The 26,445-nt window shown below is 64.0% G+C and carries 28 protein-coding genes; 14 read left to right on the plus strand and 14 right to left on the minus strand.

Going from position 1 to position 26,445, the window contains the following annotated elements; translation table 11 throughout:
- Positions 1-58 precede the first annotated feature (58 nt).
- From lptB to lptC, 3 genes are read right to left on the minus strand one after another with little or no spacing between them, the layout of a single operon-like run.
- Entirely contained in the window at positions 59-877 is an 819-nt protein-coding gene (gene lptB / locus NKH42_RS22420; RefSeq protein WP_023718959.1) for an LPS export ABC transporter ATP-binding protein, read from the minus strand.
- On the minus strand, positions 877-1,485 hold the full coding sequence (locus NKH42_RS22425) for an LptA/OstA family protein (RefSeq protein WP_254816816.1): 609 nt from the start codon (positions 1,483-1,485) through the stop codon (positions 877-879). The genes lptB and NKH42_RS22425 overlap by 1 nt, the downstream gene beginning before the upstream one ends.
- Positions 1,472-2,185 (minus strand): LPS export ABC transporter periplasmic protein LptC, encoded by a 714-nt coding sequence (lptC, locus tag NKH42_RS22430; protein ID WP_352476407.1) that lies wholly within the window; start codon positions 2,183-2,185, stop codon positions 1,472-1,474. The genes NKH42_RS22425 and lptC overlap by 14 nt, the downstream gene beginning before the upstream one ends.
- Before the next feature lie 305 nt (positions 2,186-2,490).
- Here lptC and sppA point away from each other — a divergent pair, with 305 nt between their 5' ends.
- From sppA to lhpI, 4 genes are all read left to right on the plus strand, one after another.
- A complete protein-coding gene (sppA, locus tag NKH42_RS22435) occupies positions 2,491-3,447 on the plus strand; it encodes a signal peptide peptidase SppA (RefSeq protein WP_352506604.1) in 957 nt (318 codons plus the stop codon).
- Positions 3,448-3,528: 81 nt separating this feature from the next.
- Positions 3,529-3,813 carry an integration host factor subunit beta gene (locus NKH42_RS22440; protein ID WP_023675261.1) on the plus strand — a complete coding sequence of 95 codons (285 nt, stop codon included), beginning with the start codon at positions 3,529-3,531 and terminating at the stop codon, positions 3,811-3,813.
- A 47-nt stretch (positions 3,814-3,860) separates the two neighbouring features.
- On the plus strand, positions 3,861-4,193 hold the full coding sequence (locus NKH42_RS22445; protein WP_352649557.1) for a LapA family protein: 333 nt from the start codon (positions 3,861-3,863) through the stop codon (positions 4,191-4,193).
- Positions 4,194-4,245: 52 nt separating this feature from the next.
- Positions 4,246-5,223, plus strand: a complete 978-nt coding sequence (gene lhpI, locus NKH42_RS22450) for a bifunctional Delta(1)-pyrroline-2-carboxylate/Delta(1)-piperideine-2-carboxylate reductase (RefSeq protein ID WP_352506605.1) — start codon at positions 4,246-4,248, stop codon at positions 5,221-5,223.
- A 71-nt stretch (positions 5,224-5,294) separates the two neighbouring features.
- Here the strand turns inward: lhpI and NKH42_RS22455 are convergent, their stop codons facing one another.
- Together NKH42_RS22455 and NKH42_RS22460 are read right to left on the minus strand one after the other, a co-directional pair.
- Positions 5,295-5,663 carry a VOC family protein gene (locus tag NKH42_RS22455; protein ID WP_352506606.1) on the minus strand — a complete coding sequence of 123 codons (369 nt, stop codon included), beginning with the start codon at positions 5,661-5,663 and terminating at the stop codon, positions 5,295-5,297.
- An 86-nt stretch (positions 5,664-5,749) separates the two neighbouring features.
- On the minus strand, positions 5,750-6,433 hold the full coding sequence (locus NKH42_RS22460; RefSeq protein ID WP_352506607.1) for a helix-turn-helix transcriptional regulator: 684 nt from the start codon (positions 6,431-6,433) through the stop codon (positions 5,750-5,752).
- Positions 6,434-6,556: 123 nt separating this feature from the next.
- On the opposite strand from NKH42_RS22460, the gene NKH42_RS22465 reads away from it, so the two are divergent.
- The 7 genes from NKH42_RS22465 to olsB all read left to right on the plus strand — a co-directional run bounded on the left by NKH42_RS22465 (position 6,557) and on the right by olsB (position 14,000).
- Positions 6,557-7,042: an anthrone oxygenase family protein gene (locus NKH42_RS22465; protein WP_352506608.1), complete on the plus strand. Its 486-nt coding sequence runs from the start codon at positions 6,557-6,559 to the stop codon at positions 7,040-7,042.
- Positions 7,043-7,131: 89 nt separating this feature from the next.
- Positions 7,132-8,193 carry an RsmD family RNA methyltransferase gene (locus NKH42_RS22470; protein ID WP_352506609.1) on the plus strand — a complete coding sequence of 354 codons (1,062 nt, stop codon included), beginning with the start codon at positions 7,132-7,134 and terminating at the stop codon, positions 8,191-8,193.
- Positions 8,194-9,057 carry a TrmH family RNA methyltransferase gene (locus tag NKH42_RS22475; RefSeq protein WP_352476400.1) on the plus strand — a complete coding sequence of 288 codons (864 nt, stop codon included), beginning with the start codon at positions 8,194-8,196 and terminating at the stop codon, positions 9,055-9,057.
- A gap of 26 nt (positions 9,058-9,083) precedes the next feature.
- Positions 9,084-9,560 (plus strand): signal peptidase II, encoded by a 477-nt coding sequence (lspA, locus tag NKH42_RS22480; RefSeq protein WP_352506692.1) that lies wholly within the window; start codon positions 9,084-9,086, stop codon positions 9,558-9,560.
- 51 nt (positions 9,561-9,611) lie between these two features.
- Positions 9,612-10,601: an acrylyl-CoA reductase (NADPH) gene (acuI, locus tag NKH42_RS22485; RefSeq protein ID WP_352506610.1), complete on the plus strand. Its 990-nt coding sequence runs from the start codon at positions 9,612-9,614 to the stop codon at positions 10,599-10,601.
- Positions 10,602-10,686: 85 nt separating this feature from the next.
- Positions 10,687-12,975 (plus strand): hybrid sensor histidine kinase/response regulator, encoded by a 2,289-nt coding sequence (locus tag NKH42_RS22490; RefSeq protein WP_352506611.1) that lies wholly within the window; start codon positions 10,687-10,689, stop codon positions 12,973-12,975.
- A gap of 149 nt (positions 12,976-13,124) precedes the next feature.
- Positions 13,125-14,000 (plus strand): l-ornithine N(alpha)-acyltransferase, encoded by an 876-nt coding sequence (gene olsB, locus NKH42_RS22495; RefSeq protein WP_023675251.1) that lies wholly within the window; start codon positions 13,125-13,127, stop codon positions 13,998-14,000.
- 107 nt (positions 14,001-14,107) lie between these two features.
- Here olsB and grpE read toward each other — a convergent pair whose 3' ends face one another.
- On the minus strand, positions 14,108-14,743 hold the full coding sequence (gene grpE / locus NKH42_RS22500) for a nucleotide exchange factor GrpE (protein ID WP_352506612.1): 636 nt from the start codon (positions 14,741-14,743) through the stop codon (positions 14,108-14,110).
- 240 nt (positions 14,744-14,983) lie between these two features.
- Between grpE and NKH42_RS22505 the strand changes: the two genes are divergently transcribed.
- Entirely contained in the window at positions 14,984-15,184 is a 201-nt protein-coding gene (locus NKH42_RS22505) for a hypothetical protein (protein WP_254816803.1), read from the plus strand.
- 125 nt (positions 15,185-15,309) lie between these two features.
- Positions 15,310-16,332, plus strand: coding sequence for a fatty acid desaturase (locus NKH42_RS22510; RefSeq protein WP_254816802.1), 1,023 nt, complete (start codon positions 15,310-15,312; stop codon positions 16,330-16,332).
- A 127-nt stretch (positions 16,333-16,459) separates the two neighbouring features.
- On the opposite strand, the gene NKH42_RS22515 is transcribed toward NKH42_RS22510, so the two are convergent.
- From NKH42_RS22515 to cysG, 6 genes are all read right to left on the minus strand, one after another.
- Entirely contained in the window at positions 16,460-17,080 is a 621-nt protein-coding gene (locus NKH42_RS22515) for a DJ-1/PfpI family protein (RefSeq protein ID WP_352506613.1), read from the minus strand.
- 126 nt (positions 17,081-17,206) lie between these two features.
- The gene (locus tag NKH42_RS22520) at positions 17,207-17,743 is read right to left on the minus strand and encodes a DUF934 domain-containing protein (RefSeq protein ID WP_254816801.1); all 537 of its coding nucleotides are present in this window, start codon (positions 17,741-17,743) and stop codon (positions 17,207-17,209) included.
- 209 nt (positions 17,744-17,952) lie between these two features.
- Positions 17,953-18,717 carry a phosphoadenylyl-sulfate reductase gene (locus tag NKH42_RS22525; RefSeq protein WP_352506614.1) on the minus strand — a complete coding sequence of 255 codons (765 nt, stop codon included), beginning with the start codon at positions 18,715-18,717 and terminating at the stop codon, positions 17,953-17,955.
- Complete coding sequence (locus tag NKH42_RS22530; RefSeq protein WP_352506615.1) at positions 18,692-20,362, minus strand: nitrite/sulfite reductase; 1,671 nt, start codon at positions 20,360-20,362, stop codon at positions 18,692-18,694. The genes NKH42_RS22525 and NKH42_RS22530 overlap by 26 nt, the downstream gene beginning before the upstream one ends.
- Before the next feature lie 73 nt (positions 20,363-20,435).
- The gene (locus NKH42_RS22535; protein WP_352974438.1) at positions 20,436-20,741 is read right to left on the minus strand and encodes a DUF2849 domain-containing protein; all 306 of its coding nucleotides are present in this window, start codon (positions 20,739-20,741) and stop codon (positions 20,436-20,438) included.
- Positions 20,738-22,189: a siroheme synthase CysG gene (gene cysG / locus NKH42_RS22540; RefSeq protein ID WP_352506617.1), complete on the minus strand. Its 1,452-nt coding sequence runs from the start codon at positions 22,187-22,189 to the stop codon at positions 20,738-20,740. The genes NKH42_RS22535 and cysG overlap by 4 nt, the downstream gene beginning before the upstream one ends.
- 435 nt (positions 22,190-22,624) lie before the next feature.
- Between cysG and NKH42_RS22545 the strand changes: the two genes are divergently transcribed.
- A complete protein-coding gene (locus NKH42_RS22545; RefSeq protein WP_352506618.1) occupies positions 22,625-23,074 on the plus strand; it encodes a baeRF12 domain-containing protein in 450 nt (149 codons plus the stop codon).
- Positions 23,075-23,251: 177 nt separating this feature from the next.
- On the opposite strand, the gene NKH42_RS22550 is transcribed toward NKH42_RS22545, so the two are convergent.
- Positions 23,252-24,004 carry an SDR family NAD(P)-dependent oxidoreductase gene (locus NKH42_RS22550; RefSeq protein ID WP_254816795.1) on the minus strand — a complete coding sequence of 251 codons (753 nt, stop codon included), beginning with the start codon at positions 24,002-24,004 and terminating at the stop codon, positions 23,252-23,254.
- Between the two features lie 61 nt (positions 24,005-24,065).
- Positions 24,066-26,318 (minus strand): transglycosylase domain-containing protein, encoded by a 2,253-nt coding sequence (locus NKH42_RS22555; protein WP_352506619.1) that lies wholly within the window; start codon positions 26,316-26,318, stop codon positions 24,066-24,068.
- Positions 26,319-26,445: the final 127 nt, after the last annotated feature.

Raw genomic sequence — 26,445 nt, forward strand, 5'->3', positions numbered from 1 at the left:
ATTGAAGAAAAAGCTGCTGGACTACGCCGGAAATCCCGCTCGAACCGGAATTTCGCACTTAGAGCGTAAATCCCTCGCCGAGATAAAGCCGCCGCACATCGGCATTTGCGACTATCTCGTCGGCCCGGCCATGGGTCAGCACCTGACCGGCATGGATGATGTAGGCGCGGTCGATCAGGCCAAGTGTCTCGCGGACATTGTGGTCGGTGATCAGCACGCCGATGCCACGTGCCGTCAAATGGCGCACGAGCTGCTGGATGTCGGCGACGGCGATCGGATCGATGCCGGCGAACGGTTCGTCGAGCAGCATGTAGGCAGGGCGGGTTGCCAACGCACGGGCAATTTCGAGGCGTCGCCGCTCACCACCGGAGAGCGACAGCGACGGAGCCTTGCGCAGATGGCTGATGTGAAATTCCTCGAGCAATTCGTCGAGCAGCCGCTCACGCTCCTTGCGGCTCTTTTCGACCACTTCGAGCACGGCCCGGATGTTTTGCTCGACATTCAGGCCGCGAAAAATTGACGCTTCCTGCGGCAGGTAGCCAATGCCGAGACGGGCGCGGCGATACATCGGCATCGATGTGACGTCGAAACCGTCGATTTCGATGGTGCCTTCATCGACCGGCACCAGGCCGGTCACCATGTAGAAACAGGTCGTCTTGCCGGCGCCGTTGGGGCCGAGCAGCCCAACCGCCTCGCCGGCGCGCACGCCCAGCGTCACGCCGCTGACGACTTTGCGGCCCTTGTAACTTTTGGTCAGCCCTTTGGCGATCAAGGTTCCCTTGAACTTTGCCGCTTCGACGGTGACCCTGGCCGGTGCCGCAAGTTTGCTGGCGGCGCGCCCTGGAAGACGCGCCAGCAGCGACGATATGCCGGTCATCAGGGTTTCGCTGCTCCAGACTTCGCCGGCGGCGTGATCGACATCATGACGCGGCCGCCGCAAGCGTCGACCTGGGCAAGGCCGCTCTTCATCTGCACGGTAAGCTTGCAGCCGACAAGCACGTTGTCGCCTTGCGAGAGCACGACCTTGCTGCCCGAAAGCACCAGCACTTCGGTCTTCATGTCGAAGGTGCCGCGGTCGCCGGTGGCAACCTGATCGTCCGATTTGATGTAGACCTTATCGTCGACCTCGAGATGGTCGATGTTGGCGGATCCGGTCATTGCCGCGGCACCCGCGGGCTGGGCGCCTTTGGCGGCGCCTGCATCCCTGACGTAATAGACCGTCATTTTGCCGGCCTTGAGCACGGTTGGACCCTGGACGACGTTGACGTTGCCGGTGAAGACGGCGACGCTTTCCGCCTGGCGCACCTCGAGCTTGTCGCTTTCGATCTGGATAGGCTTGTCGCCCGACAGCCTGAGGCCGGACATTTGGCTGGTGGCACTGGATTGCGCCAGCGACGGCGCCGTCCCGAAGGTCAGCCCCAAGGGCAACCCAAGCGTTAACGCCGAGATCGCGGCGAGGCGCCGTGCCGAACTACTGAACCGCATTGGTCTCTCCGCTCTTTGCCTCTGCCGCCTTCAAACTGGCGGGATCGATGTCGACGCGCACCTTGTTCTCGAAAATCAGGACCTTGCCATTGTCCTGGACCGACATCGAATCCGCCCTGATCCGCGACCCGCCGCGGCTGACATCGACAGGTTCGCTTGTCTTCATAGTGCCTTCGGCCATGTCGAGATAGACTGATTTAAATTTTGCCACCACGCCATCCGTGGTCGACACGGTCACGTCGCTGGTCAGGCTGAATGTGTTGCCGTCGCGATCGTAGGTGCCGTGCGCAGCACCGATGGCGGCGGTGTTGTCGGCCGCAATCGGCAGCTTGGCCTTGATACCTTCCAGATCGATGATGCCCTGTTTGCTGACATCCTGTATGGCGCGGAGCGCTGTCATCGAATAGGGCAGGTTTTGCTTGGTGAAGCCGTTGAGCTTGGGATTGGCCATCACCAGCTTGCCATCGGCAAAGGCGCCGCCGTCGGCCTGCACCTCGATTGCAGCGGGTGCCATGAGATAGGAATAGACCGGAAACGCGACCGCGATCACGGCGGCGACCAGCGGTACGGCCAGCTTCAGGATCCGGACCCGGCGCGAATGACGCTGCGCAATGTCAAACGCGTCGACCCGCGCCCGGCCTGCGGCCTTGGGAGCCAACTCCGTCTCGGTGTTGGTCGGTTCGATTGGTCCCGCTAACATGACTGCTTCTTCTAAACCCCTGCCCGCCAGGCCGCCCTATAGGTGGGATGCCGGCGCCCTCAAGCAAGCAAAAGCCGAGGAAAACCGCAAAAATGTGACAGCCGCCCCTGTACAACGAAAATGGCCCCAGCGCAGCCTGTACCTCATACCAGATATAGGCGCACAGTGTTAGAGCCTGTGGAACGCGACAGGTTGAGGCTTGCCGCGAATGCCTGAGGCCTTTGTCGCAAGCCCGTCAGGAAACGGTAGCCGGGCGCGAATGGTTGCTTTAAAAGCATCTGCTCCCACCGACTACGAGGCTGACCATGGCATTGAGAGCCGACGACCTGATCGACCGCCGCCGCTTGCGCCGCAAGCTGACATTCTGGCGTACCGCGGCGATTATCGTCGCCGCAGCCGGGCTGATCGCCTTTTCGGCGTGGATCTATGGTGACGACTTCACCAGCGCGGCAGTCGACCACATCGCCAAGGTCAAGATCGAAGGTACCATCACCGAAGACGAAGAACTGATCAAGCGGCTGGAGGCCATCCGTCAGTCGCCGCGCGTCAAGGCTGTGATCCTGTCGATCGATTCACCCGGCGGCACCACCGTCGGTGGCGAGTCGATCTATGAGGCAGTGCGCAAGCTCGCCGCCGACAAGCCGGTGGTGGCCGAGGTCGGCACGCTCGCGGCTTCGGCGGGCTACATGATCGCCACCGCGGCCGACCATATTGTCGCACGCAAATCCTCGATCGTCGGCTCGATCGGCGTGCTGATCCAGTACCCGGACGTCAGCGGCCTCATGGACAAGCTCGGCGTCAAGCTGGAGGAGGTGAAATCCTCGCCCTTGAAGGCGTCGCCTTCTCCCTTCAAGCCGACCAATGACGATGAGCGCGCCATGGTCCGCAAGCTCATCCTCGACAGCTACGACTGGTTCGTCGGCATCGTCGCCGAGCGCCGCAACATGACCAAGCCGGAGGCGCTGGCGCTCGCAGACGGGTCGATCTTCACCGGCCGGCAGGCGGTCGCCAACAGATTGATCGACGCGGTCGGCGGTGAAGCCGAAGCGATCGACTGGCTTGCAGGCAAGGGTGTCGATGCCAAGCTCAAGGTGCTGGAATGGAAGGACACGGAAAAACGCGGTGGTTTCCTGTTCTCCAAGGCGATGGCGCAGACCGTCGGCGCTGCGCTTGGCCTGCCCGGCCATGGCGGCGACGTCCTTCACGAAATTGGAGCGGACCGCTTGTTTCTTGACGGTCTCGTTTCCGTCTGGCACCCTTGAGGAACCGCTTGGGACGAGTGAAAAACCAAATAAAATCATTCTGATAATTTCGGCGGCACTGCTTTCACGGGGAGCCTTTTCATGATCAAATCCGAACTTGTTCAGATCATCGCCACGCGTAATCCGCATCTTTTCCTGCGCGACGTCGAAAACATTGTCAGCGCTATCTTCGATGAAATCACCGACGCGCTTGCCGAGGGCAACCGGGTCGAGTTGCGCGGCTTCGGCGCGTTTTCGGTGAAAAACCGCCCTGCCCGCACCGGCCGCAACCCGCGCACCGGCGAATCCGTGGAGGTTGAGGAGAAATGGGTACCGTTCTTCAAGACCGGCAAGGAATTGCGTGAAAGGCTGAACGGAGGCAAATAGGCGCGGCACGCGCCACCGCTCCTGCCTTTTCTTCCGAACGGAAAAACATGTTCAATCGCTTCATTCTCATCGTGGTTTTCGTGCCGCTGGCCGTCATCCTGATTGCGCTGGCCGTCGCGAACCGCGAACCGGTAGCCTTCACACTCGATCCGTTCAATCCCGGCAATCCGGCGCTGACGCTGACCGTGCCGCTCTTCATTTTCCTGTTCCTGGCGCTGGCTATCGGCATGATCGTCGGCAGCCTGGCGACCTGGATCAAGCAGGGCCGCTACCGCAAGCTGGCGCGCCAGCGCGGCGCCGAGGCCGAGAACCTGCGCCAGGCGGTCAGCCGCGCGCCCACCGCGTCGCAGAGCCCAGTCTTGCCGAAGCCGACGAACTGAGCCGCGGCTCGGGCCTGAGGCACAACCGGCCTAGTCCTCCACGGAGCCTTTCATGCTGACCATTTCCGCCGCCGAGGTCGACCGCGCGCTGACCTTTTCCGGGCTGGTCGAGACGTTACGCACCGCCTTTCGCGATGGCGCCGTGCAGCCGGTCAGGCACCATCACACTGTCGAGCGGCCCGATGGCGCCGCCTCGACGCTGCTTTTGATGCCGGCCTGGACCGACTTCAACGCAGCCGGCACCTCGGCCGATGGCCATATCGGCGTCAAGATCGTCACCGTGTCGCCTGACAACAATGCTGTCGGCAAGCCCGCGGTGATGGGGCTTTACCTCTTGCTCGACGGCGCCACAGGCGAGCCTCAGGCCTTGATCGATGGCCAGAGGCTGACACAGTGGCGCACGGCCTGTGCCTCGGCGCTGGCTGCCTCCTATCTGGCCCGCGAGGATGCATCGCGGCTGCTGGTGGTCGGCGCCGGCGCGCTGTCGCCATTCCTTGCAAAGGCTCATTCGGCGGTGCGTCCGATCAAGAACATCCGCATCTGGAACCGCACGTCGTCGAATGCCGAAAAGGTCGCGGCAAAATTGCGTGCCGAGGGTTTTGCGGCCGAAGCAGCAGGCGATCTCGACGCCGAACTCGGAAAGGCCGATATCGTATCGTCGGCGACCATCACCACCATGCCACTGATCAAGGGCGCACTCTTGAAGTCCGGCACCCATGTCGATCTGGTCGGCGGCTTCACGCCGGCGATGCGCGAAAGCGACGACGACGCGATTGCACGCGCCCGCGTCTATGTCGACACCCGCGCCGGCGCCACCAAGGAAGCCGGCGATATCGTCCAGCCGCTGGCCTCCGGCGTTCTGAAGCCGGAAGCCATTGTCGCCGACCTCTATGAACTGGCGCGCGGCCAGAAAAAAGGCCGGCAGAACGACGACGAGATCACGCTGTTCAAGTCGGTCGGCGCAGCCCTCGAGGACCTCGCCGCCGGCATTGCCGTGTATCGGGCAAGCGAAAGGGGAGTAGGGGAGTAGGAACCGCACTGATCGTGCGGCGCCGCGCCAGCTATGTTTCCTGTCACGTACTCCCCTACTGCCCTACTGCCCTACTCCCTTTGCCAATAAACCCGCAGCCGGTGGCTGTCGGGATCAAGCGCGACGAAGGTGCGGCCGAAATCCATGTCGGTCGGCGTCTGCAGAATTTTCAGCCCGCGGCCGGCCCACTCGGCATGGGTGGCGTCGACGGCACCCGGCGTGTCCAGCGCAAAGACGATCTCGGCGCCGCCGCCCGCTGCCGCGGCAGCCGGCTCCACGGTGTGACGCGACCAGAGGCCGAGCTTGAAGCCGTTGTCGAGCACGAACAGCACGAAGGTCGGCGAGGTCTCGACCGGTTGCCGCCCAAGCAGCGCGCTATAGAAGGCGCCGCTTTGCTCAGGCTTGTCGACATAGAGGATGACGAAATTGGGCGGTGTCATGAATTGCTCTCCAGATGGTTTCGACTGGAGGAGCATAGCGTATGCCACTGCCAGATTCTGGCAGCAGTCTCAACTGAGCAGCAGCCTTAGCTTGGCGTGTCGAGCGTCGCCCGCCATTCTTTGAGCAGCACCTGACGGCGGCGCGGATAGCGCATCTCGGTGGCGTTGAGGCCGGATATCCGATCGGCGCGAAAGTGCCTGAAATCCTGGCGCATCTCGCACCAGGCCGCGACGACGCGCACCTTGTCGAAGAAGCCGAGTGCGAACGGCCAGACGGTGCGCTCGGAGGCAGCGCCGCCGGCGTCGCGATAGACAAAGCTCAGCTTGCGCTCCTCGCGGATGGCCTGCCGCACCACGCCGAGATCGATGCCTTCTGTGACCTCGGTGCGCGACCCGACCAGCAGCGTCGAGGCATCGAGTTCCTCGCGCAAATCGTCCGGCAGCACCGCCGCGATCTTGGCCAGCGCGTCGGTGGCGGCGTTCGCAAGCCGCCAGTCCGGCTGCTTGGCCACCCAGCGCGAACCGAGAACGATCGCCTCGATCTCCTCATCGGTGAACATCAAGGGCGGCAGCATGAAACCTGGCCTGAGCACGTAACCCAGCCCCGCCTCACCCTCAATCGGCGCACCCTGCCCCTGCAGCGTGGCGATATCGCGATAGAGCGTGCGGATCGACACACCCATTTCGTCCGCGAGGCTGCGGCCGCTGACCGGCCGGCGATGCCGGCGCAGGATCTGGATCAGGTCGAGCAGGCGTTCGGCGCGGGACATGGATCGCAACCCGGTTTGATGGATGCCCAATTTGAATGGACGATAGTGCGCCTGCCCTTTCGACGGCAAGCAAGACGATCGCCGACCGGAACGTCTGCGCCCTGACGCCGTTGTCTGGCCATTATGGATATACGCGGTTTTCTGTTGTTCTGGTCGGTTTTGACCGCCATCGTCGCGGCGCTCAGCCTTGGGCCGTCTTTCGCCCATGTGCTGGAATCGGTGCCGCGGCTGACCAGATGGCGGCCTTCGCTCTGGCGTGAAACCACTGTCTTTAACGCTCAGTTCCAATTCTTCGCGATTATCGGCGCACCGCTGGACCTGGCGGCAATCGTCTGTCCGGGCCTCCTCGCCTGGATGCTGCGCAGCGATCGTCCGGCATTCTGGTGGGTCTTGGCCGCCACCGTGCTCTACCTGCTAGCGCTTGGGGCGTGGTTTGCGCTGGTCAAACCGGCAAACGATGTCCTGGCCACTTGGGTACCTGGACCGATCCCAGGCAATTTCGAAACCATCCGGAGCCGCTGGGAAACCGGCCATATGGTCGTCACCGGCTTCAAGGCCGTTGGTTTCATAGCGCTCGCAATCGGCCTGCTGTCGATCAGGCGCGGCTGATCCGGCTGCGCACGTCGGCAGCCCTTTTGTTGCGCCGGTCAATGTGCTGTGGCAGAAGCGGCCAAGCCGCCGTCCGGAGATGCGCCTTCTTGAAACCTTTTCGCGACAGACGCCGCGACAGCCGACCGCCCGCAAAAGGCGGGGCGGAGCATGTCCGGCGGCGCGACGCCAGCCCAACCGCCGGTCCGGAGCCTAAACCGCAAGACCGGTCCGAGCCAAAAGCCGCGCCGCGCATGCTCTCGCGCCGCGATGGCGCGCTGCCCGCCGAACATCTGCCGCTGATCCTCGAAGTCGGCCCCAATCAGGACTACGCGCTGCTAGACAGTGGTGCCGGAGAAAAACTCGAGCAATACGGCCCCTACCGCATCGTTCGGCCGGAGGGCCAGGCGATCTGGCAAAAGGCATTGGCGGCCAGGGACTGGGAACGCGCCGACGCCATCTTCACCGGCGATACCGACGAGGAAGGCATCGGCCGCTGGCGCTTCCCCAAGACGCCGCTCGGCGAGACCTGGCCGATGAAGCATGACGGCATCGACTATCTCGGCCGCTTCACTTCGTTTCGCCATGTCGGCGTCTTTCCCGAGCAGGCCTCGCACTGGGACCACATGGCCGGACTGATCGCGGCGGCAAAACGGCCGGTGAAGGTGCTGAACCTGTTCGGTTACACCGGCCTTGCCTCCCTGGTGGCGGCGCATGCCGGCGCCGAGGTCACCCATGTCGATGCTTCCAAGAAGGCGATCGGCTGGGCACGCGAAAACCAGGAGATGGCGGGCCTATCGAAAAAGCCGATCCGCTGGATCGTCGACGATGCCGTGAAATTCGCCGAACGCGAGGAGCGCCGCGGCAGCCGCTACGACATCATCCTGTTCGACCCGCCCGCCTATGGCCGCGGACCGAAAGGCGAGGTCTGGCAGTTGTTCGAGGACCTGCCGGCGCTGACCGATATCTGCCGCGCGATCCTGACGCCGAAGCCGCTCGCCGTGGTACTGACCGCCTATTCGATCCGCGCCTCTTTTTTCGCGATCCATGCCCTGATGCGCGACACCTTCGCCGGCATGGGCGGCACGGTCGAGTCGGGCGAATTGATCATCCGCGAGAAATCTGCCGGTCGGGCGCTTTCGACCTCGCTGTTCTCGCGCTGGGTGGCCTGAATGAGTGCGTACGAACGGCACGCAGGCGCGCCAGGGCAGGTGAAGGAAGTCACCAGCCTCGCCAACCCGCTGATCAAGGACATCAAGGCGCTCGCGCTGAAGAAATTCCGTGACCAGCAGAATGCCTTCATGGCCGAAGGCCTGAAGCTGGTCATCGACGCGCTCGATCTCGGCTGGTCGATCAGGACATTGGTCTTCGCCAAGGCCGGACGTGGCAACGCGGCAGTCGAAAAGGTCGCGGCGCGCACGGTCGCCGCCGGCGGCACGGTACTTGAAGTCTCGGAAAAGGTGCTGGTCGCCATCACCCGCCGTGACAATCCGCAAATGGTCGTCGGCGTGTTCTCGCAGAAATTGCTGTCGCTGAAGGACATCCGCGTCGAGGACAGCGATGTCTGGGTAGCACTCGACCGCGTTCGCGACCCCGGCAATCTCGGCACCGTCATCCGCACGGTCGACGCTGTCGGCGCCAGGGGCGTCATCCTGGTCGGCGAGACCACCGATCCCTTTTCGGTCGAGACGGTGCGCGCCACAATGGGCTCGATCTTCGCCGTGCCCGTCGCCAAGGCGTCGCCCGAGGCTTTTCTCGCCTGGCGAACGAGCTTTCCCGGCCTCGTCGCCGGCACTCATCTGAAGGGTGCGGTCGACTACCGCTCGGTCGATTTTTCAAAAGGCCCGGTGCTTTTGGTGATGGGCAACGAGCAGCAAGGCCTGCCTGACGAGCTTGCCGCAAGCTGCGACAAGCTGCTGCGGATACCGCAGGCCGGCCGCGCCGATTCGCTCAACCTTGCGGTGGCCACCGGCGTCATGCTGTTCGAGATCCGGCGCGACGCGCTGAAGCTCGGCCCGGAGGACGCCAGATCGTGACATCTCAAACCGTGAAACTGCAAACCATGAAGTCCTGGAGGCCGTACGCTCTTCTGGTCGTCGCCGCGATAGCGCTCGACCAGTGGCTGAAATACCTGGTCGAAACCGGCCTCGCCTTTCAGGAACGGCTCGACCTGCTGCCGTTCCTGGCGCTGTACCGCACCTACAACACCGGCATCGCGTTCTCGCTGTTTTCGTCCTTCGGCGACACCGGCCTGGTGGTCGTCGCGGTTCTGGTGGTCGCTTTCGTGCTCTATCTTGCGGCCCGCACGCCGCCCGGCCACCTGCTTGCCCGCATCGGCTTCGCACTGATCGTTGGCGGCGCGCTCGGCAACCTGATCGATCGCGCAATCTACGGCCATGTCATCGACTATGTCCTGTTCCATACGCCGGTCTGGTCCTTCGCCGTCTTCAACCTCGCCGACGCCTTCATTTCCGTTGGTGCCGTGCTGGTCGTCTTCGATGAGCTCATTGGTTGGCGGCGCGGAATGTCGAGCGATTGACCTCACTCGCCTGGCGCCGCACATTCTGATCTGCAAGCCCGAGGAGAAAACATGCCCGAAACCTTCAAAGCCATCCTCGTTTCGCGCGACGCCGAGAAAAACCAGTCGGTCGCGGTGACCGAGCTTACAGAGGCAGACCTGATGGAGGGCGACGTCACCGTCGCGGTCGAGGCGACGACGGTGAACTACAAGGACGGCCTTGCAATTACCGGCAAGGCGCCGGTAATCCGCCGCTGGCCGCTGGTGCCGGGCATCGATTTCGCCGGCACAGTCATCTCGTCCTCCAATCCTGACTGGCGCAAGGGTGACAAGGTCATATTGAACGGCTGGGGCGTCGGCGAGACGCATTTCGGCGCCTTTGCCGGGCGCGCCCGTGTCAAAGGCGACTGGCTGGTGCCGCTGCCGGACGGAATGAGCCCGCACGATGCGATGGCGATCGGCACCGCCGGCTACACCGCCATGCTTTGCGTCATCGCGCTGGAGCGCCACGGCATCGTGCCCGATCGTGGTCCGGTGGTGGTGACCGGCGCTGCCGGTGGCGTCGGCTCGGTCGCGATCTCGATCCTGTCCAGCCTCGGCTATCACGTCATTGCCTCGACCGGCCGCGCTGCCGAAAGCCCCTATCTGATCGACCTCGGCGCCGCGGAAGTGATTTCACGCGACGAGCTTGCGCAGCCGGCAAAACCGCTCGCCAAGGAACGCTGGGCCGGCGGCGTCGATGCCGTCGGCAGCCACACGCTGGCCAACGTTCTGTCGATGACCTCCTATGGCGGCGCCGTCGCCGCTTGCGGCCTCGCCGGCGGCATGGACCTGCCGGCCAGCGTCGCCCCCTTCATCCTTCGCGGTGTCTCGCTGCTCGGCATCGATTCGGTGATGGCGCCCAAGGCGGTCCGCCTCGAGGCCTGGCGCCGCATCGGCACCGATCTCGATCACGCAAAGCTTGCCAGTCTGTCGACGAGCATCGGCTTCGACGGCATCATCGGCGCCGCGCATGACATCGTCGAGGGCAAGATCCGCGGCCGTGTGGTGGTGGACATGTGAGCCTCTTGGGGAAAAAGAGCGCGACCGCTAAAATTCGAACGATCAATCACAACCTTCGATAAGCTCTGTCTGGCAGGAGTTCCGTATGATTGCGGAACCCGGCATCAGAGCGGCGGAACCAGCCGAACGGGCCGACGGGACGGCCCCCGATACGCCAGCACGGCAGCTTGTCGCCGCGCCACCGCTGGCGCCGGAATTGCCCGACGCCAACCGCGAAGGCCTGTCCTTCCTGACGCTGGTCGCCATCGTCGTGCTGGCGGGCCTGTCGCATTTGACCGGAGCGCCGATCTTCATCACCATCGGCCTTTTGGCGACAGCCATGGCCGGGCTCGCCATGCATCTGCGCAACAGGCGCACCGAGCGCCGCGCAGTGGCCCTGCTCGATGCCACCACCGCCCGCAGCCGCGCCGAAATCGAGACGCTGGCCGACCGCATGTGGGAGATGCAGGAGAGCGAGGAGCGCTTTCGCGGTCTGATCGATGCACTCGGCGATCTCGTCGTCCACCGCGACCGCGACGGCCACATTGTCTACGCCAACAAGGTTTTCGCCGACCTTGTCGAAACCGACCAGCGCGAGCTTGCCGGCAAGGCCCTGGCCGAACTAGGCATCGATGTCGGCATCGTCCCCGACGCCGCCTTTTCCGACCATGAATGCCTGAGTTCCACCGACGTCGCCATTCGCACGCCGGACGGTCCACGCTGGTTCTCTTGGATCGAGCTGTCGGTGCGCGACAAGGACAGCGGCGCCGTTTCGCATCGCGCCATCGCCCGCGACATCACCGCCCGCAAGCGCGCCGAATCCTCGCTGATCACCGCCCGCGAGCGGGCCGAATATGCGAGCCAGGCCAAATCGCGTTTCCTCGCTACCGTCAGCCACGAGATCCGCACGCCGATGAACGGCATCATGGGCATGGCCCGGCTTCTCGCCGACACCAGCCTTTCGCCCGAGCAGCGGACCTATGTCGGCGCCATCTCGACCTCGGCCAGCGCGCTGCTGGCGCTAATCGAGGACCTGCTCGACTACTCCAAGATCGAGGCCGGCCGCTTCGATCCCGAACCGCAGCCGATGTCGGTGCGTGAGATCGCCGACAATGTCGTCGAGCTTTTGGCGGCGCGGGCTTTTGCCAAGGATATCGGCCTCGGCTGTCATGTCGAACCCGACGTGCCGCAGCTGATCACCGCCGACCCCGGCAGGGTCAGGCAGGTGCTGCTCAACCTCATCGGCAACGCCGTCAAGTTCACCGACAGCGGCGGCGTCCTGGCAAGCATCGCCCGCGTCCGCACCGAAATCACCGACCGCATCCGCTTCACCATCACCGACACCGGCCCCGGTCTGCGCGAGGAGGACATGGAGCGTATCTTCGAGGACTTTGAACAGGCTGACGGCACCTCGACCCGTGCGCATGGCGGTGCCGGCCTCGGTCTTGCCATTTCCAAGCGCCTGGTGACCGCCATGGGCGGCACCATCTCTGTGTCGAGCCGCCTTGGCCAGGGATCTGAATTCGTCTTCGAGATTCCCGCTATTTCCGCCGTCGAGGCGCCGCAGATCCGCGAGAACCCGCTGTCGGGCCGGCATGCGGTGATCGTGTCGAAGAACCCGGTCGAGGCCGAAGCCATCGCCCGCACCATTCGCGCCAATGGCGGCACGGTCGATCTGGCCACCGCCGCCGCCCAGGCCACCGCTTTCGCCGAGGGCTGTGACGTGCTGCTGATCGATGCTGCCATGGAGCAAAGCGACGGCAGGCTGCTCAGGCGCCTGCGCCAGAGCGGATTTGCCGAGTGCGAGGCAGTGACGCTGATCGCGCCGACCGACCGCGGCATGCTTGGCGAATTCCGTGCCAATGGTTACGCCACCTTCCTGGCGAGGCCGGTGCGCGGCGAGACACTGCTGCGCGTGCTTTTGACCAGCCACGCGCCGGTCATCGCCGAGCCGCAACTGCAAAGGCGCGGCGCGCAGGCGGGGCATGCCATTGGCGCCCGCCAGCAGGGCCTGTCGGTGCTGATCGCCGAGGACAACGACATCAATGCCATGCTGGCCCGCGCCACGCTGCTGAAGGCCGGGCATCGCGTGAAAGTGGTCGGCAACGGCAAGGCCGCGGTCGAGGCGGTCATCAGCACCGGCCACAAGCACCGCTACGACGTGGTGCTGATGGACTTGCACATGCCTGTCATGGACGGCCTGGACGCCATCGCCGCCATCCGCCGCCATGAGGAGGAGACCGCGGTGCCGCCGGTGCCGATCATGGTGCTGTCGGCCGACAGCCAGGAAAAGACCCGCCACGCCGTGCTCGCTCACGGTGCCAGCGGCTTCGTCACCAAGCCGCTCGACCCCGATGCCCTGGTTCATGCCGTCGAGGGGCAAGTGGCCGCCTGAGGCACAACATAGACGGTTGATAGATTACCCAGCCGACGAAGTATTGCCCGCAGAGCCGTATCACGGTACTGTCACAATCCTGTTGCACCTACACCGTATCCCCGTGCCAAGAGGGATGGCTCGAAGGAGAATCACTCGTGCATACAGTCATGCCGGAATGTGATGCTCGGCCGAACGCCAGCGGGCCTTTGCTCGTCGGCCGGAACGCCGATGCCGTCATAAAAGGCGCATCGCTCGGCCGCATCGGCAATCTCGAAGTGCGGCTCGCCCGCAACGAGGCCGAGATCGCTGCCGCGCAGGAAGTGCGCTACCGGGTGTTCTACGACGAGCTTGGTGCCAGGAAGGACCTGTTCCAGATGCAGGACCGCCGCGATGCCGATCGCTTCGATCCCCTCTGCGATCATCTGCTTGTGTTCGATACTTCGCTTTCCGGCCCCGAGCATCGCCGCATCGTCGGCACCTACCGCCTGCTGCGGCAGGAGATTGCCGCAGCGGCCGGCGGCTTCTATTCCGAAGGCGAATTCGAGCTGACCAAGCTGATCGCGCGGCATCCCGGCCAGCGGTTCCTCGAGCTCGGCCGCTCCTGCGTTCTGCCGGAATACCGCTCGAAGCGCACCATCGAGGCGCTGTGGCAAGGCATCTGGGCCTATATCAACCATTACGGCATCGGCGTGATGACCGGCTGCGCGTCGTTCCACGGCACCGTGCCGGCGGCACATGCCGAGGCGTTGACCTATCTTGCCCACCACTGCCGGACGAATTCATCCTGGGACGTGCGCGCCGTCGCCGGGCGCTATTGTTCCATGGACCTGATGCCGATCGAGGCCGTCAACACCAAGGCGGCGATCGCCGCGATGCCGCCGCTGGTCAAGGGCTATCTGCGCGTCGGCGCGCGCATCGGCGACGGCTGCGTCATCGACCGTGAATTCTCGACCGTCGACGTGTTCGTGGTGATGCCGGTCAAGGAGATCGGTGCCCGCTACGTCAATTATTATGGCGGAGAAGCGCAGCGGTTTGCGGCCTGAGTAGGGGAGAGAAGGCAACGGCCGGAGTAGGCAAGTGCTCTGCTCTATTTTACCCGACGTAGCGGTATTCCCTACTCCCGTACTGCCTATTCCCCTACTCTCCTAACTTACGCATCCTTCTCAGCTTGCTCATTCACCGGCCCCGGCTCCACCGGCGCTTCGCTCGCCACATGCTTGGGGCCGCCCTTGGCGACGCCGACCATGGCCGGCCGCAGCACACGCTCGCCGATCGAATAGCCGGGCTGCACGACCTGCACGACTGTGTTGGCCGGTACGTCGGGATTGGGCACCTCGAACATCGCCTGGTGGAAATTCGGATCGAATTTCTCGCCCTCGGGCTCAAGCTTCTTCACGCCGTGACGTTCAAGCGCCGACAGCATGGCGCGCTCGGTGATCTCGACGCCGTCGATCAGCGCCTTGAAACCGGCATCGTCCGAAGCCTTGGCCTCCTCCGGGATGGCATCCAGAGCGCGGCGCAGATTGTCTGACACCGAAAGCATGTCGCGGGCAAAGTTGGCAACCGCATAGGCGCGCGCATCGTGCACGTCGCGGGCGGTGCGGCGGCGCAAATTCTCCATGTCGGCCGCGACGCGCAGCGCGCGATCCTTCAGCTCTTCGTTTTCCTTCAGAAGCCGCACAAGCGCTTCATAGTCGCTGTCGACGCCGCCTTCCCTTGGCTCCGCGGCAGCCTCGGTCTTCTCGGCTTCATCGGGCGCGCGTTCGTCTTTTGCCTGGTCGCTCATCGCCGTTTCCCGTCATTTTCGAATGGTGTGGATTTGCGCCCGATATCGAGGTTTGGCGGCCAAAAATCAAGGGGCAAGCGATACTGCAGCCGCTGGCCACGGCTTGAGGGCGAACAGCGGAGACTTTTCGATTTTAATTCAAACTTTACCGTATCCGACGGCTTTGCTTGCCAGGCTACTACAATGCGGGAACCATTCCTCCTGTGGAAGAGTTTCGAAGCCGACACAGGATTTTGGAAGATGTCCCGCACCAATGGCGAAAAGCACGACGCGCTCGCCGTCGATATCCGGCGCCAGCTCGGCAATGAGACCACCAAGCGCTTCCTGCGCACCCTGCCGGCATTCCGCACGGAGACGGATATTCCCGACCGCCTGAAGAAATTGCTCGACCGCCTGGATGGCATCGAAACCAACATGGTCGCAGGCGGGCGCCGTCGGTAGGCGCCGTTGCCGGCGACGCGCCCGGCGACTGTGGCCGGGATTCGTCGCATCGCGCGACATTTACCCGCAGTAACTTTGCGTGATCTCCGTCTTGCGGCAGCGCCCTGCTCCGCCTATGTTTCATAATGAACATGATTTCCCCCGAAGCTGTGGCAAACAGCAAGCGCGCCTGGTTGAAAATCCTGTCGCGCTATAAAAAGCCCGACAGGCGTCGCAGCGCCGTCGAACTCGCCATCACCCTCATCCCTTTCGCCACGCTGTGGGCATTGTCCTCGGCCGCCTATGCCTATGGCCATTGGTGGGGTCTGGTCCTCATCCTTCCGGCCGCCGGCTTTCTGGTGCGGATCTTCATGATCCAGCACGATTGCGGTCACGGCTCCTTCTTTGCCAATCGCTATGCCGACGACTGGATCGGCCGTGTGCTTGGCGTGCTAACGCTGACGCCCTACGATTGCTGGCGCCGCGCCCACGCAACCCATCACGCCAGCGCAGGCAATCTCGACGAGCGCGGCACCGGCGACATCAAGACACTGACCGTCGCTGAATACCGGCAACTGTCGTGGCGAGGCCGGCTCGCCTATCGCCTCTATCGCCATCCGCTGGTGATGTTCGGCCTTGGCCCGATATGGATTTTCATGTTCGAGCAGAGACTGCCCTTGGGCATGATGCGGGGCGGTTTCACCCCCTGGGTGTCGTCGATGTCGACCAACCTCGCCATCGCCGTCATCGCCGCGCTGCTTATCTGGTTCGTTGGCCCCGGCGCGTTTCTGGTCGTGCATCTGCCGATCGTCATCCTCGCCGGATCGGCCGGCATCTGGCTGTTCTATGTCCAGCATCAGTTCGAGGAGACGGAGTGGACAAAGGACTCAGAGTGGGAATTCCAGCACGCTGCCCTGCACGGTTCGTCCTATTACGACCTGCCGCCGGTGCTGAACTGGATCACCGGCAATATCGGCGTCCACCACGTGCACCACCTTTCGGCCAAGGTGCCGTGCTACCGGCTTCCGGAAGTGCTGAGGGACTATCCGGAATTGCGTGAGATCGGCCGCGTCACGCTCCTCGACAGCCTGCGCTGCGTCAAGCTGGCGCTGTGGGACGAGACCCGCAGCAAGCTGGTATCGTTCCGCGAAGCGCGGATGGCCGTGTAGGCGCACCGCCGCACCTAAGGCGCGTCGCGCTCGACCAGCCTCATGCGACGCGCTCTTTATCGCAAAACCGCTGAACACACTTTTGCGCGACATGCGTTAGGGGTGCGGCAGGCTCCAAATTCCGAGCTTAAGCCGCCTGGCGTTGGTCGCGCATCAGGATCTCGCCTTGGCGGATCTCGGTGGCCAGCACTTTCAGGCATTCGCGCATGAACGCGGCAAGGCCCGGCCAGCCCTTGGCCGACACCAGATTGCCGTCGACATGGGCGCCGGTCGGCGCAACATCGATATAGATGCCGCCGGCCAGCGTGACTTCCGGCTCGCAATATTGCAGTGCCGCGACTTCGCGGCCGCGCACCACGCCGTCGACTGCGATCAGGATCTGCACGCCGTGGCAGATGGTGAAGATCGGCTTTCCCGTCTCATGGAAATGCCGCACCAGCGCCTGCACGCGTTTGTCGATGCGGATATATTCCGGCCCGCGCCCGCCCGCCGCGTGGACGGCATCGTAGTCGGCGGGATTGACCTCGGAAAACGTCTTGTTGAGGATGTAGTCGTGGCCGAGCTTTTCCGTATAGGTCTGGTGGCCCTCGAAGTCGTGCAGCGAGGTCTTCAGGATATCGCCCGCCTTCTTGTCGGGGCAAACGACATGGACGGTGTGGCCGACCGCATGCATGGCCTGTTCAAAGACGAAAATCTCGTACTCCTCGCTGAACTCGCCAACGAGCATCAATATCTTCTTGCCAGCCATATCCTCCCTTGTGGCCACATTTATTCGGATCACGAAATAATGGGCCTATCCTAAGGCGGAGAGGCGCAAAAAGGCTGAATCGGGAATGTGGTCCGACCAGACAGGCTTCTGGCCCTCTGGAGCAGATCAGCCGGGGCGCACCCGCCGCCAGGAATATTTCGGGCCTTTGGGCTCCGGCTTCACCGCCGGCTGATAGAACAGCGGCAGTCCGCCTGTGCGGCCTTGCTCGAGCCGCTTCAGCAGCACCGGGTGCGAGATCTCGAATTCGTCGAAGCCGAGGCGCAGCATATGCGGCAGCTGGTCGATAAGCACCTGCCCGGTGGCGCGCATGGCGCCGGTGAAGTGGTAACGGCTGCGCAGCAATTCGCCCTTGGAGAACGAGCGGCCGTCATTGAACGCCGGAAAGGCCAGCGCCACCAACGACAGCTGGTCGAGCAGGCCGGCGATCTTGTCGAGCTGGTCGCCGGGCTGCAGCAGCACGCCGATGCGTTCCTTCGCCGACCGCCGCACCTCCGGATCGAGGCCGAGAAACGCCTGCAACGGCAGGATGAAACGGCCATTGCCGACCAGCGCCTCGGCGCTTTCGGCATGAACCCACTCGTCCTCGCGGAACCCATCCGGTGTCCACAGCCGCGTGCCGTTTTCGGCTATCAAGTCGCTCATCAAGAAAATTCCCAAGTCCAAAGAGTCTAAAGTGCGAAGCACCTCAGGGTGCGTTGAGATTCAGGTCAGGCCGAGCCGGAGCCGAAGGCGGGCGCGAAGCGACCAAACTGCGTTGCTTCCGAAAACCGGAGCGGAGCGTACTCTTTGGTACGCGAGCACCGGAAGCGCAGGAAGCCGCCATTTGCAGGCCGGCTGAATATCAATATGCCCTAAAGTGAGGCGTCAGTCAGCGACCTTTCCAAACCCGACAAGTGGATGCCGCATTCGGTCTTGGCGTGCCCGGCCCAGCGGCCGCTGCGCGCGTCGTCGCCCGGTTGCACCGGCTGCGTGCATGGGAAGCAGCCGATCGACAGATAGCCATAGGCGACCAGCGGGTTTTCACGCAGCGCATGCGCGCGCATGTAGCCGGCCTGGTCCGATGTCGTCCAGTGCGCCAGCGGATTTATGCGGATGCGCGAGCCGACCGCCTCGAACACCGGGAGCGCTGCCCGGGTCGCCGCCTGGAAGCGCTTGCGGCCGGTGAACCAGGCGCGGAACGGCTCGACGCCGCGCGCCAGCGGCTCGACCTTGCGCACGTCGCAGCAGGCGTCGGTGTCGGTCTCGTTCAGATTGCCGGTCGGGTCGATCCTTGCCAGCGCCGCATCGTCGGGCCTGATCACCCGGATATCGGTCAGCCCGAAATCGGCGGCCAGCGCGTCACGATAGCCGAGCGTCTCCTCGAAATGCTTGCCGGTGTCGAGAAAGATCACCGGCAGCGTGCGGTCGATCTCGGCGATCATGTGCAGCAGCACCGCCGAATCCGCGCCGAAGGACGAGACGGCGGCGATTTCGCCGTGAAAGAATTCCCGGGTTGACCGCTCGATGATCTCCAGCGGCTTCAGATGGCCGTAGAGCGCGTCGAGACCCGCCGCTTGGGCGGCGATGCCGGCCTCGACGTCGACAATACGGTCAAGCGGCCTTGGCTTCGCCAGCATAGAGCGCCTCCTTGAACGGCGCAGGACCGACACGGCGGTAGGCGTCGATGAATCTTTCGTTTCTGTCCAGCCGAAGCCCGAGATAGGTCTCGACGATCTGCTCGATGGCATCGGTGATCTCTTCCGAACTGAAGCCGCGGCCGATGATCTCGCCGACCGAGGTGTTCTCGTCGGCCGAGCCGCCGAGCGTCACCTGGTAGAGCTCGGCGCCTTTCTTCTCGACCCCGAGGATGCCGATATGGCCGACATGGTGATGGCCGCATGCATTGATGCAGCCGGAAATCTTCAGCTTCAATTCGCCGATCTCGCGCTGGCGCTCCAGTGAGGCGAAGCGCCGCGAGATTTCCTGCGCCACGGGAATCGAGCGCGCCGTCGCCAGCGCGCAATAATCGAGGCCGGGGCAGGAGATGATGTCGCTGATCAGGTTCGAATTGGCCGTCGCCAGCCCGATATCGACAAGCGCGTCATAGACCGCCTTGAGGTCGGCCCGCGCGACATGCGGCAGGATCAGGTTCTGCTCGTGGCTGACGCGCAGCTCGTCGAATGAATATTTTTCGGCAATGTCGGCGACCGCTTCCATCTGGCTGTCGGAGGCATCGCCCGGCGTCTCGCCGATGCCCTTGAGCGAGATGGTCACCGCCGCGTAGTCGGGATGGCGATGGGTGACCACATTCTGGTCCAGCCATTCGGAAAAGCTCTTGGAGTCGAGGCGGGCAAGCTTGACCGCCTCGTCGCCTTCCGGCCGATCGACAAGCGGAGGCGGCGCGAAATAGGCGTCGATGGCGCGGATGTCTTCTTCCGGCAGCCTCAGCTCGGCGTCCTTCAACGCCTGCCATTCGGCCTCGACCTGGCGGGTGATCTCCTCGACGCCGGTCTCATGGACCAGGATCTTGATGCGCGCCTTGAACTTGTTGTCGCGCCGGCCATAGAGGTTGTAAACGCGCAGGATCGCCGTGCAGTAGGACAACAGATCCGCTTCGGGCAGGAAGTCGCGGATCTTCTTGGCGACCATCGGCGTGCGGCCCTGACCGCCGCCGACATAGACGGCGAAACCGAGCTCGCCGGCGGCGTTCTTCTTCAGGTGCAGGCCGATGTCGTGCGTCTGAATGGCGGCGCGGTCGCGCTCGGCGCCGGTCACCGCGATCTTGAATTTTCGCGGCAGGAACGAGAACTCCGGATGCACCGAGGACCATTGCCGCAGGATTTCGGCATAGGGGCGCGGATCGGCAACCTCGTCAGCGGCGGCGCCGGCGAAGTGGTCGGCGGTGACGTTGCGAATGCAGTTGCCGCTGGTCTGGATGGCGTGCATCTCGACGCTTGCCAGATCCGCCAGGATCGCCGGAATGTCCGACAGCGCCGGCCAGTTGAACTGGATGTTCTGGCGCGTCGTGAAATGGCCGTAACCCTTGTCGTATTTGCGGGCGATGTGGCCGAGCATGCGCAGCTGCTTGCTGTTCAGCGTGCCATAGGGCACCGCGATGCGCAGCATGTAGGCATGCAGCTGCAGATAGACGCCGTTCATCAGCCGCAGCGGCCGGAACTGGTCCTCGGTGATCTCGCCGGCAAGGCGCCGCGCGACCTGGTCGCTGAACTCGGCGACGCGGGCCTTGACGAAATCGTGGTCGAACTCATCGTAACGGTACATATTCAGGTCTTTCCGGGCGCGTCCGCCCGTTATTTTCTTCGTTCGAGCATGATCGGGACCATGCTTGTGTCATCTATGCCGCGTGGGCGGCTTGCGGACGGGCCTGCTTGCCCAGATCGTGACGGGTGGTCGGGCCGGCGGCACGGATCTTTTCACGCAGCCGGACCGCTTCGACCGTGCCGTTGGCCACGGTCACGTCTATCAGGTTGACGTCGACCACTTCGTTGTTGGCGGAGGCCTTGGCGCCGATCGCCTCCAGCCGGTCCTCGGCCGCCTTGTCATCTGCGATGTCGGCATGGTCGATGGTCTCGGCCCAGCCGCCATTGGCGTACCAGACGGCTATGCCGTCGGCGAGGCGGTTCGCGGTCAGGACTTTCATTGGTTCACTCCTTGCGCGGCAGCACGGGCCACGCTTTCCTGCCTGTGTGCCGCCAGCGGCTCGGACCGTTCGAAATTGGCGCCGGCGACGGCGTCGCCGATGATTGTCATCACCGGGCCGCTGAGGTCGGCGCGCGCCTCCAGCGACGGCAGGTCGGCGAGCGTGCCGTGGAAACGGCGGCGGTTGGCAAGGCTGGCATTCTCGACCACGGCGACGGCGGTATCCGGCGACAGGCCGGCTTCGATCAGCCGGCCGGCGACCTCGGCGGCGACCGAGCGCCCCATATAGACGGCGACCGTCGCGCCGGAAATGGCGAGCTTTGCCCAGTCGGGCAGCGAATTTCCCTTGAGGTCGTGGCCGGTGGTGAACACCATCGACGACGACACGCCGCGCAGCGTCAGCGGCAGTTCGAAATCGGCGGCGGCGGCGAAGGCCGCGGTGACGCCCGGAACCACTTCGTAGGCGACGCCGGCATCGCGAAGTGCCGCCATCTCCTCGCCGGCCCGGCCGAACACCAGCGGGTCGCCGGACTTCAGCCGCACGACGCGCTTGCCGGCGTGGCCAAGCTCGACCAGCAGCGCATTGATTTCGGCCTGGCTCTTGGAATGGCAGCCCTTGCGCTTGCCGACCGGCAGGCGCTCGGCATCGCGGCGGCCCATGGCGACGATCGCCTCCGGCACCAGCGCGTCATGGACGATCACGTCGGCTTCCATCAGCAGGCGATGGGCGCGCAGCGTCAAAAGGTCCTCGGCGCCGGGACCGGCACCTACAAGCGCGATATGGCCCGATGCCGGTTCTGTCGAAAGCAGCAGGCCGACGGCCGCATCATGCGCCTGCGAAAGCTCGCCTGCCTCGACAGCTCGGGCCGGCGCGCCGCCAAAGAAATCGCTCCAGAAGCGGCGGCGGGCATTGCCCTTCGGCAGCAGTCTTTCGGCGGTGTCGCGAAACGAAGCGGCGAGCGCCGCGAGCGGCCCGAGCGAGGGCGCCAGCATGCGGTCGATGCGGCTGCGCAGCATCTGCGCCAGCACCGGGCCGGCACCTTCCGTGCCGATGGCAATGGCGACCGGCGCGCGGTTGACCAGTGCCGGCGTGAAGAAATCGCATAGCTCCGGCCGGTCGACGGCATTGACCGGAATGCCCAGCCGGCGCGCATCCCCGGCAACGCGGCGATCGAGCGCCTCGTCGCCGCTGGCGGCAAACACCATCACCGCACCATTGAGATGTGCCGCATCATAGGCGTCGGCGATGTGGGCGGCCCCCGTCTCGGCGATAAAGGCCAGCAGCTCCGGGCTTGTTTCATCGCTGACGATGCGCAGCTCAGCGCTCGACTGCGCGAGCAGCCGCGCCTTGGCCAGCGCTTCCTCTGCGCCGCCGACGATGGCTACGGCTTCGCCCTCGACCCGCATGAAGACGGGAAAGGCATTGAGCTTGGGCGTGGCTTGCGGCATGACGAGCGGAATCCTGGAACCTTTTGTCAGTTCTACGCGGGGGCGCGAAAAACCAGAAGGCACCCACTCGCGCATCGCTTCGTAGCAGGCAATCTCTTTTCTGCAAGCATGAAGGCCAAGAGAAAAATATTCCACATTCAAATGCGGAGCAGATTGAAGCTGCTGTTGCAGCCCTTGATCCGCTGCCTTTTTAGCGGCCGGAGGAGCTAACCACAAACCAGATTTTTCTAAATTCTATCAATTTAGTAGATTAAGCCGCCGGATGCTGACCGAGCGATCGACGGCAGCCCGCGCTCTCGCCGACCCTGTCGGAGCACCGGGTCCGAGTGCCGGAACATTCCCGCCTCGGTACGCGTTTGCCCTATGGACCCGGGCCGGTCACACCCCTGCGGCAAAGGCCCGGCGGTGGGTTCGAAAATCAAAAAGGAGCGCCCCATGAGCAACGTCAGACTGAAACGCGGACTGTGGATCGTGGTGGCAGATGGCGAAAAGGCGCTGTTCCTCGAGAACCGTGGAGACGTCCAATATCCCGACCTTCAAGTCGTGCACGAGATGGAACAGGAAAATCCGGCAACCCGAGAACAAGGCACGGACCGCCCCGGCCGCTACAGCGACGGCCCTTCAATCCACCGCAGTGCGGTCGAGGACACCGACTGGCACCGTCTCGGCAAGGAGCGTTTTGCCGAAGAGATTGCCGACAGGCTCTACAAGCTCGCCCATCGCGGCACATTCAAGGAGATCGTGCTGATCGCGCCGCCGCCGGTGCTGGGCGACATGCGCAGGAAACTGCACAAGGAGGTCACCGACAAGTTAACGGCCGAAATTCCAAAGACGCTGACCAACCACAGCATATCCGATATCGAGAGCCTGCTGCAGGCGAGCTGATCGGGCATCGGCGGCGTGCAATTTCCTTATTAATCCCAGGCTGGAGCAGGTCCTCCCGTCAAGGATGGGGAGAGGGGGTCGCCAGCGCTGGGGATCCCCCTTCTCCCCGTTCTTCACGGGGAGAAGGTCCCGGCAGGGAATGAGGGGCAGCGCCGACGATTGACAAAACTCAGCCGCTCAAACGTGCTGGCCGCCGTTGATGTGAATTTCCGAGCCGGTCACGTAGGACGCCTGCTGCGAGCACAGGAAGAAAATGATGTCGGCAACTTCCGCCGTGGTGCCCAGCCGCCTCAGCGGGATCGTCTCGACGATTTTTTCCGTGCCCGGCGACAGGATCGCCGTATCGATCTCGCCCGGCGCAATCGCATTGACGCGGATGCCGTGCGGGCCGAAATCATGCGCCATTTCGCGCGTCAGCGAGCCGAGCGCCGCCTTCGATGTCGCATAGGCGGTGCCGGCGAAAGGATGCACGCGGGTGCCGGCGATCGAGGTGACGTTGACGATCGAGCCCTTGGCCGAAGCCAGCTCCTTGAACAGACCGCGCGCCAGCATGATCGGGGCGAAGAAATTCACCTGGAAGACGTCGCGCCAGACATGCATCGGCGTGTCGATCGAGTTCATGCGGCTGTTGCCGTCCTTGAGCTTCGGCGAGATGCCGGCATTGTTGACCAGCGCATGCAGCTGGCCGCCATGTGCTTCCAGGCGGTGGCGAATCTCGGAGATGGCGATGCCGACATCCTCCTGGTCGGCGAGATCGACCTTGATATGGTCTTCCGGGCCGGCCGGCCACGGGCAGTCCTCGGCAAAGGCCTGGCGCGAGCAGGTGATGACGCGCCAGCCTTCGCGTGAAAAGCGCTTGACCGTGGCATGGCCGATGCCGCGGCTGGCGCCGGTCAGCACGATCGTCTTTCTGGTGTCGAGTTCAGCCATGTCGCTTGTCTCCAGGCGGACATGTAGCGGAACACGGTCGCGGTTGCGAGGGGGATCAGCCTCAGCCGCCCGTCAGAATATCCAATATCGAGGTCTGCCGCTTCTTGACCGGGCCGCCGACGTCGCCGGGCGGCACCGGGTGCTTGATCGATCCGGTGGCGCTGTCGACGCCCGGCATGGCCAGGCCGCCGGCATCGACCGTCTCGGCAGGACGCACGGGACGCGAAACCGGCTGGGTCGCTGCTGTAGATGGCGCCGATTGGCCGACGGAAGCGACCGGCCCCGGCGGCGCCGTGTCGGACGGTATGTCGTCCGGGACGATGGTGTCGGGTGGCGTCGATTTCCAGGTTCCAGGCAGCGGCCGCACCGGCACGCCCTCATGCGCGGCGACCATGAACTCGTGCCAGGCCTGCGCCGGCAGCGCGCCGCCGGTGACCTTTTTCATCGCGCTGCCGTCATCATTGCCGAACCAGACGCCGGTGGTCAAATTGGCTGTATAGCCGATGAACCAGGCGTCGCGCGAATTCTGGCTGGTGCCGGTCTTGCCGGCCGCCGGCCAGGCGAACGCCGCCTTCCTGGCAGTGCCGATCTCGACCGTGCCGGTCATCATCGAGTTCATCATACCGACGACATCGGGCTTGACGACGCGCGGCGCACCGCCGCCATTGTTTTCGTAGAGCACCTTGCCGTCACTCGTCGTGACCCGGCGGATGAAATGGATGTCCGGCTTGTAACCGCCATTGGCGAAGGGAACATAGGCCGAGGTCAGTTCCAGCGGCGTCACTTCGGAGGTGCCCAGCGCGATCGAGGTGTTGGCCGTCAGCTCGGACTGGATGCCCATGCGGTGCGCCGCCTCGACCACCGCATTCGGCCCGACTTCCATGGTTAGCTGCGCGGCCACCGAGTTCAGTGATTTTGCCAGCGCCGTCGCCAACGTCACCTTGCCAAAATATTTGCCGCCGTAATTGTCGGGCGTCCAGTTGCCGATCTTGATCGGCGCGTCGTTGCGCACGCTGTCGGGCGTGCGGCCGGATTCCAGCGCCGCCATATAGACGAACGGCTTGAACGCCGAGCCCGGCTGCCGGCGCGCTTCCGAGGCGCGGTCGAACTGGCTGGTCGAATAGTCGTAACCGCCGACCATCGCGCGCACCGCGCCGGAATTGTCGATCGACACCAGCGCGCCTTGGCTGACATTGAGTTTTTTGCCGCTCTGGTCGATCAGCCGGCGGATCGATTGCTCGGCGAGCTTCTGCAGCGTCAGATCGACGGTCGTGTCGACGACGATATCGCGGCGCACGTCGCCGATCAGATCGGGCAGTTCTTCCATGATCGTATCGGCGACGTAGTTTTCCGAGCCGGTCCAGTAGGACGGCGCGCGTGTCGCCGGCGCGCTCATTGCCGTGGTCTGCTCCTTGGCGCTGATCTTGCCCTCGTCGCGCATCGCGGCGAGCACCAGCTGCGCGCGCTGCTCGGCCGCCTTTGGATCGCGCGCCGGCGACAGCCGCGACGGCGCCTTGAGCAGGCCGGCGAGAAGGGCGGCCTCCGACAGCGTGACGTCACGCGCGCTCTTACCGAAATAGCGGCGCGAGGCCGCTTCGACGCCATAGGCGCCGGAGCCGAAATAGACCCGGTTGAGATACATTTCGAGAATCTGGTCCTTCGTATGCTTGTGCTCCAGCCACAGCGCCAAGAGCACTTCCTGCACCTTGCGTTCCAGCGTGCGGTCCGGCGTCAGGAACAGGTTCTTGGCCAGCTGCTGGGTCAGCGTCGAGCCGCCCTGCGAAAAATGCCCGCCCAGCACATTGGTCACCATGGCCCGGGAAAGGCCGATCGGGTCGATGCCGAAATGCGAATAGAAGCGGCGGTCTTCGATAGCGATGACGGCCTCGGGAATATAGGGCGACATTTCGTGCAGGCCGACGGCCTCGCCGCCGCTCATGCCGCGATTGCCAAGCAGCTGGCCGTCGACCGAGACGATCTTGATGTTGGGGGCGCGATCGGGAATGGCCCAGGTGGTGGCCGCCGGCATTTTCGCGCCGTAATAGACGACGATGCCGGCAGTGGCGATGCCGCCCCAGATGGCCAGCACGAAGCACCAGTAGAACAGCCGGCCAAGCACGCCGAACACGCCGCGCCGGCTTTTGCCGCGCCCGCCACGAGACGGCTTGGCCTTGGTCGATTTGCGCTTTGCAGCGGCTTTACGGTTGCTCGGCACGACGCGGTCCTCCTCGCTCACCGAAAAACCGGCCGAGGATCTCGCCCCCGGCGATGCCTCGAAGCTGGGCTCGATGCGGTTGTCTTTCCGGTTCGCCATGCGCTGTGCTGTCTTCCCGATGCTTATGGCGTTGGGGTTGAAGACTAGATGCGGCGATTTAAGGGCGGGTTAAGTCGGGAAAAATCGAAGTAAAGTGTATTCAACCGTTTGCGGAGCAGGCGCGGCC

The sequence above is a fragment of the Mesorhizobium sp. M1142 genome (assembly GCF_040318565.1).
In the GTDB taxonomy this organism is placed as follows: Bacteria; Pseudomonadota; Alphaproteobacteria; order Rhizobiales; family Rhizobiaceae; genus Mesorhizobium.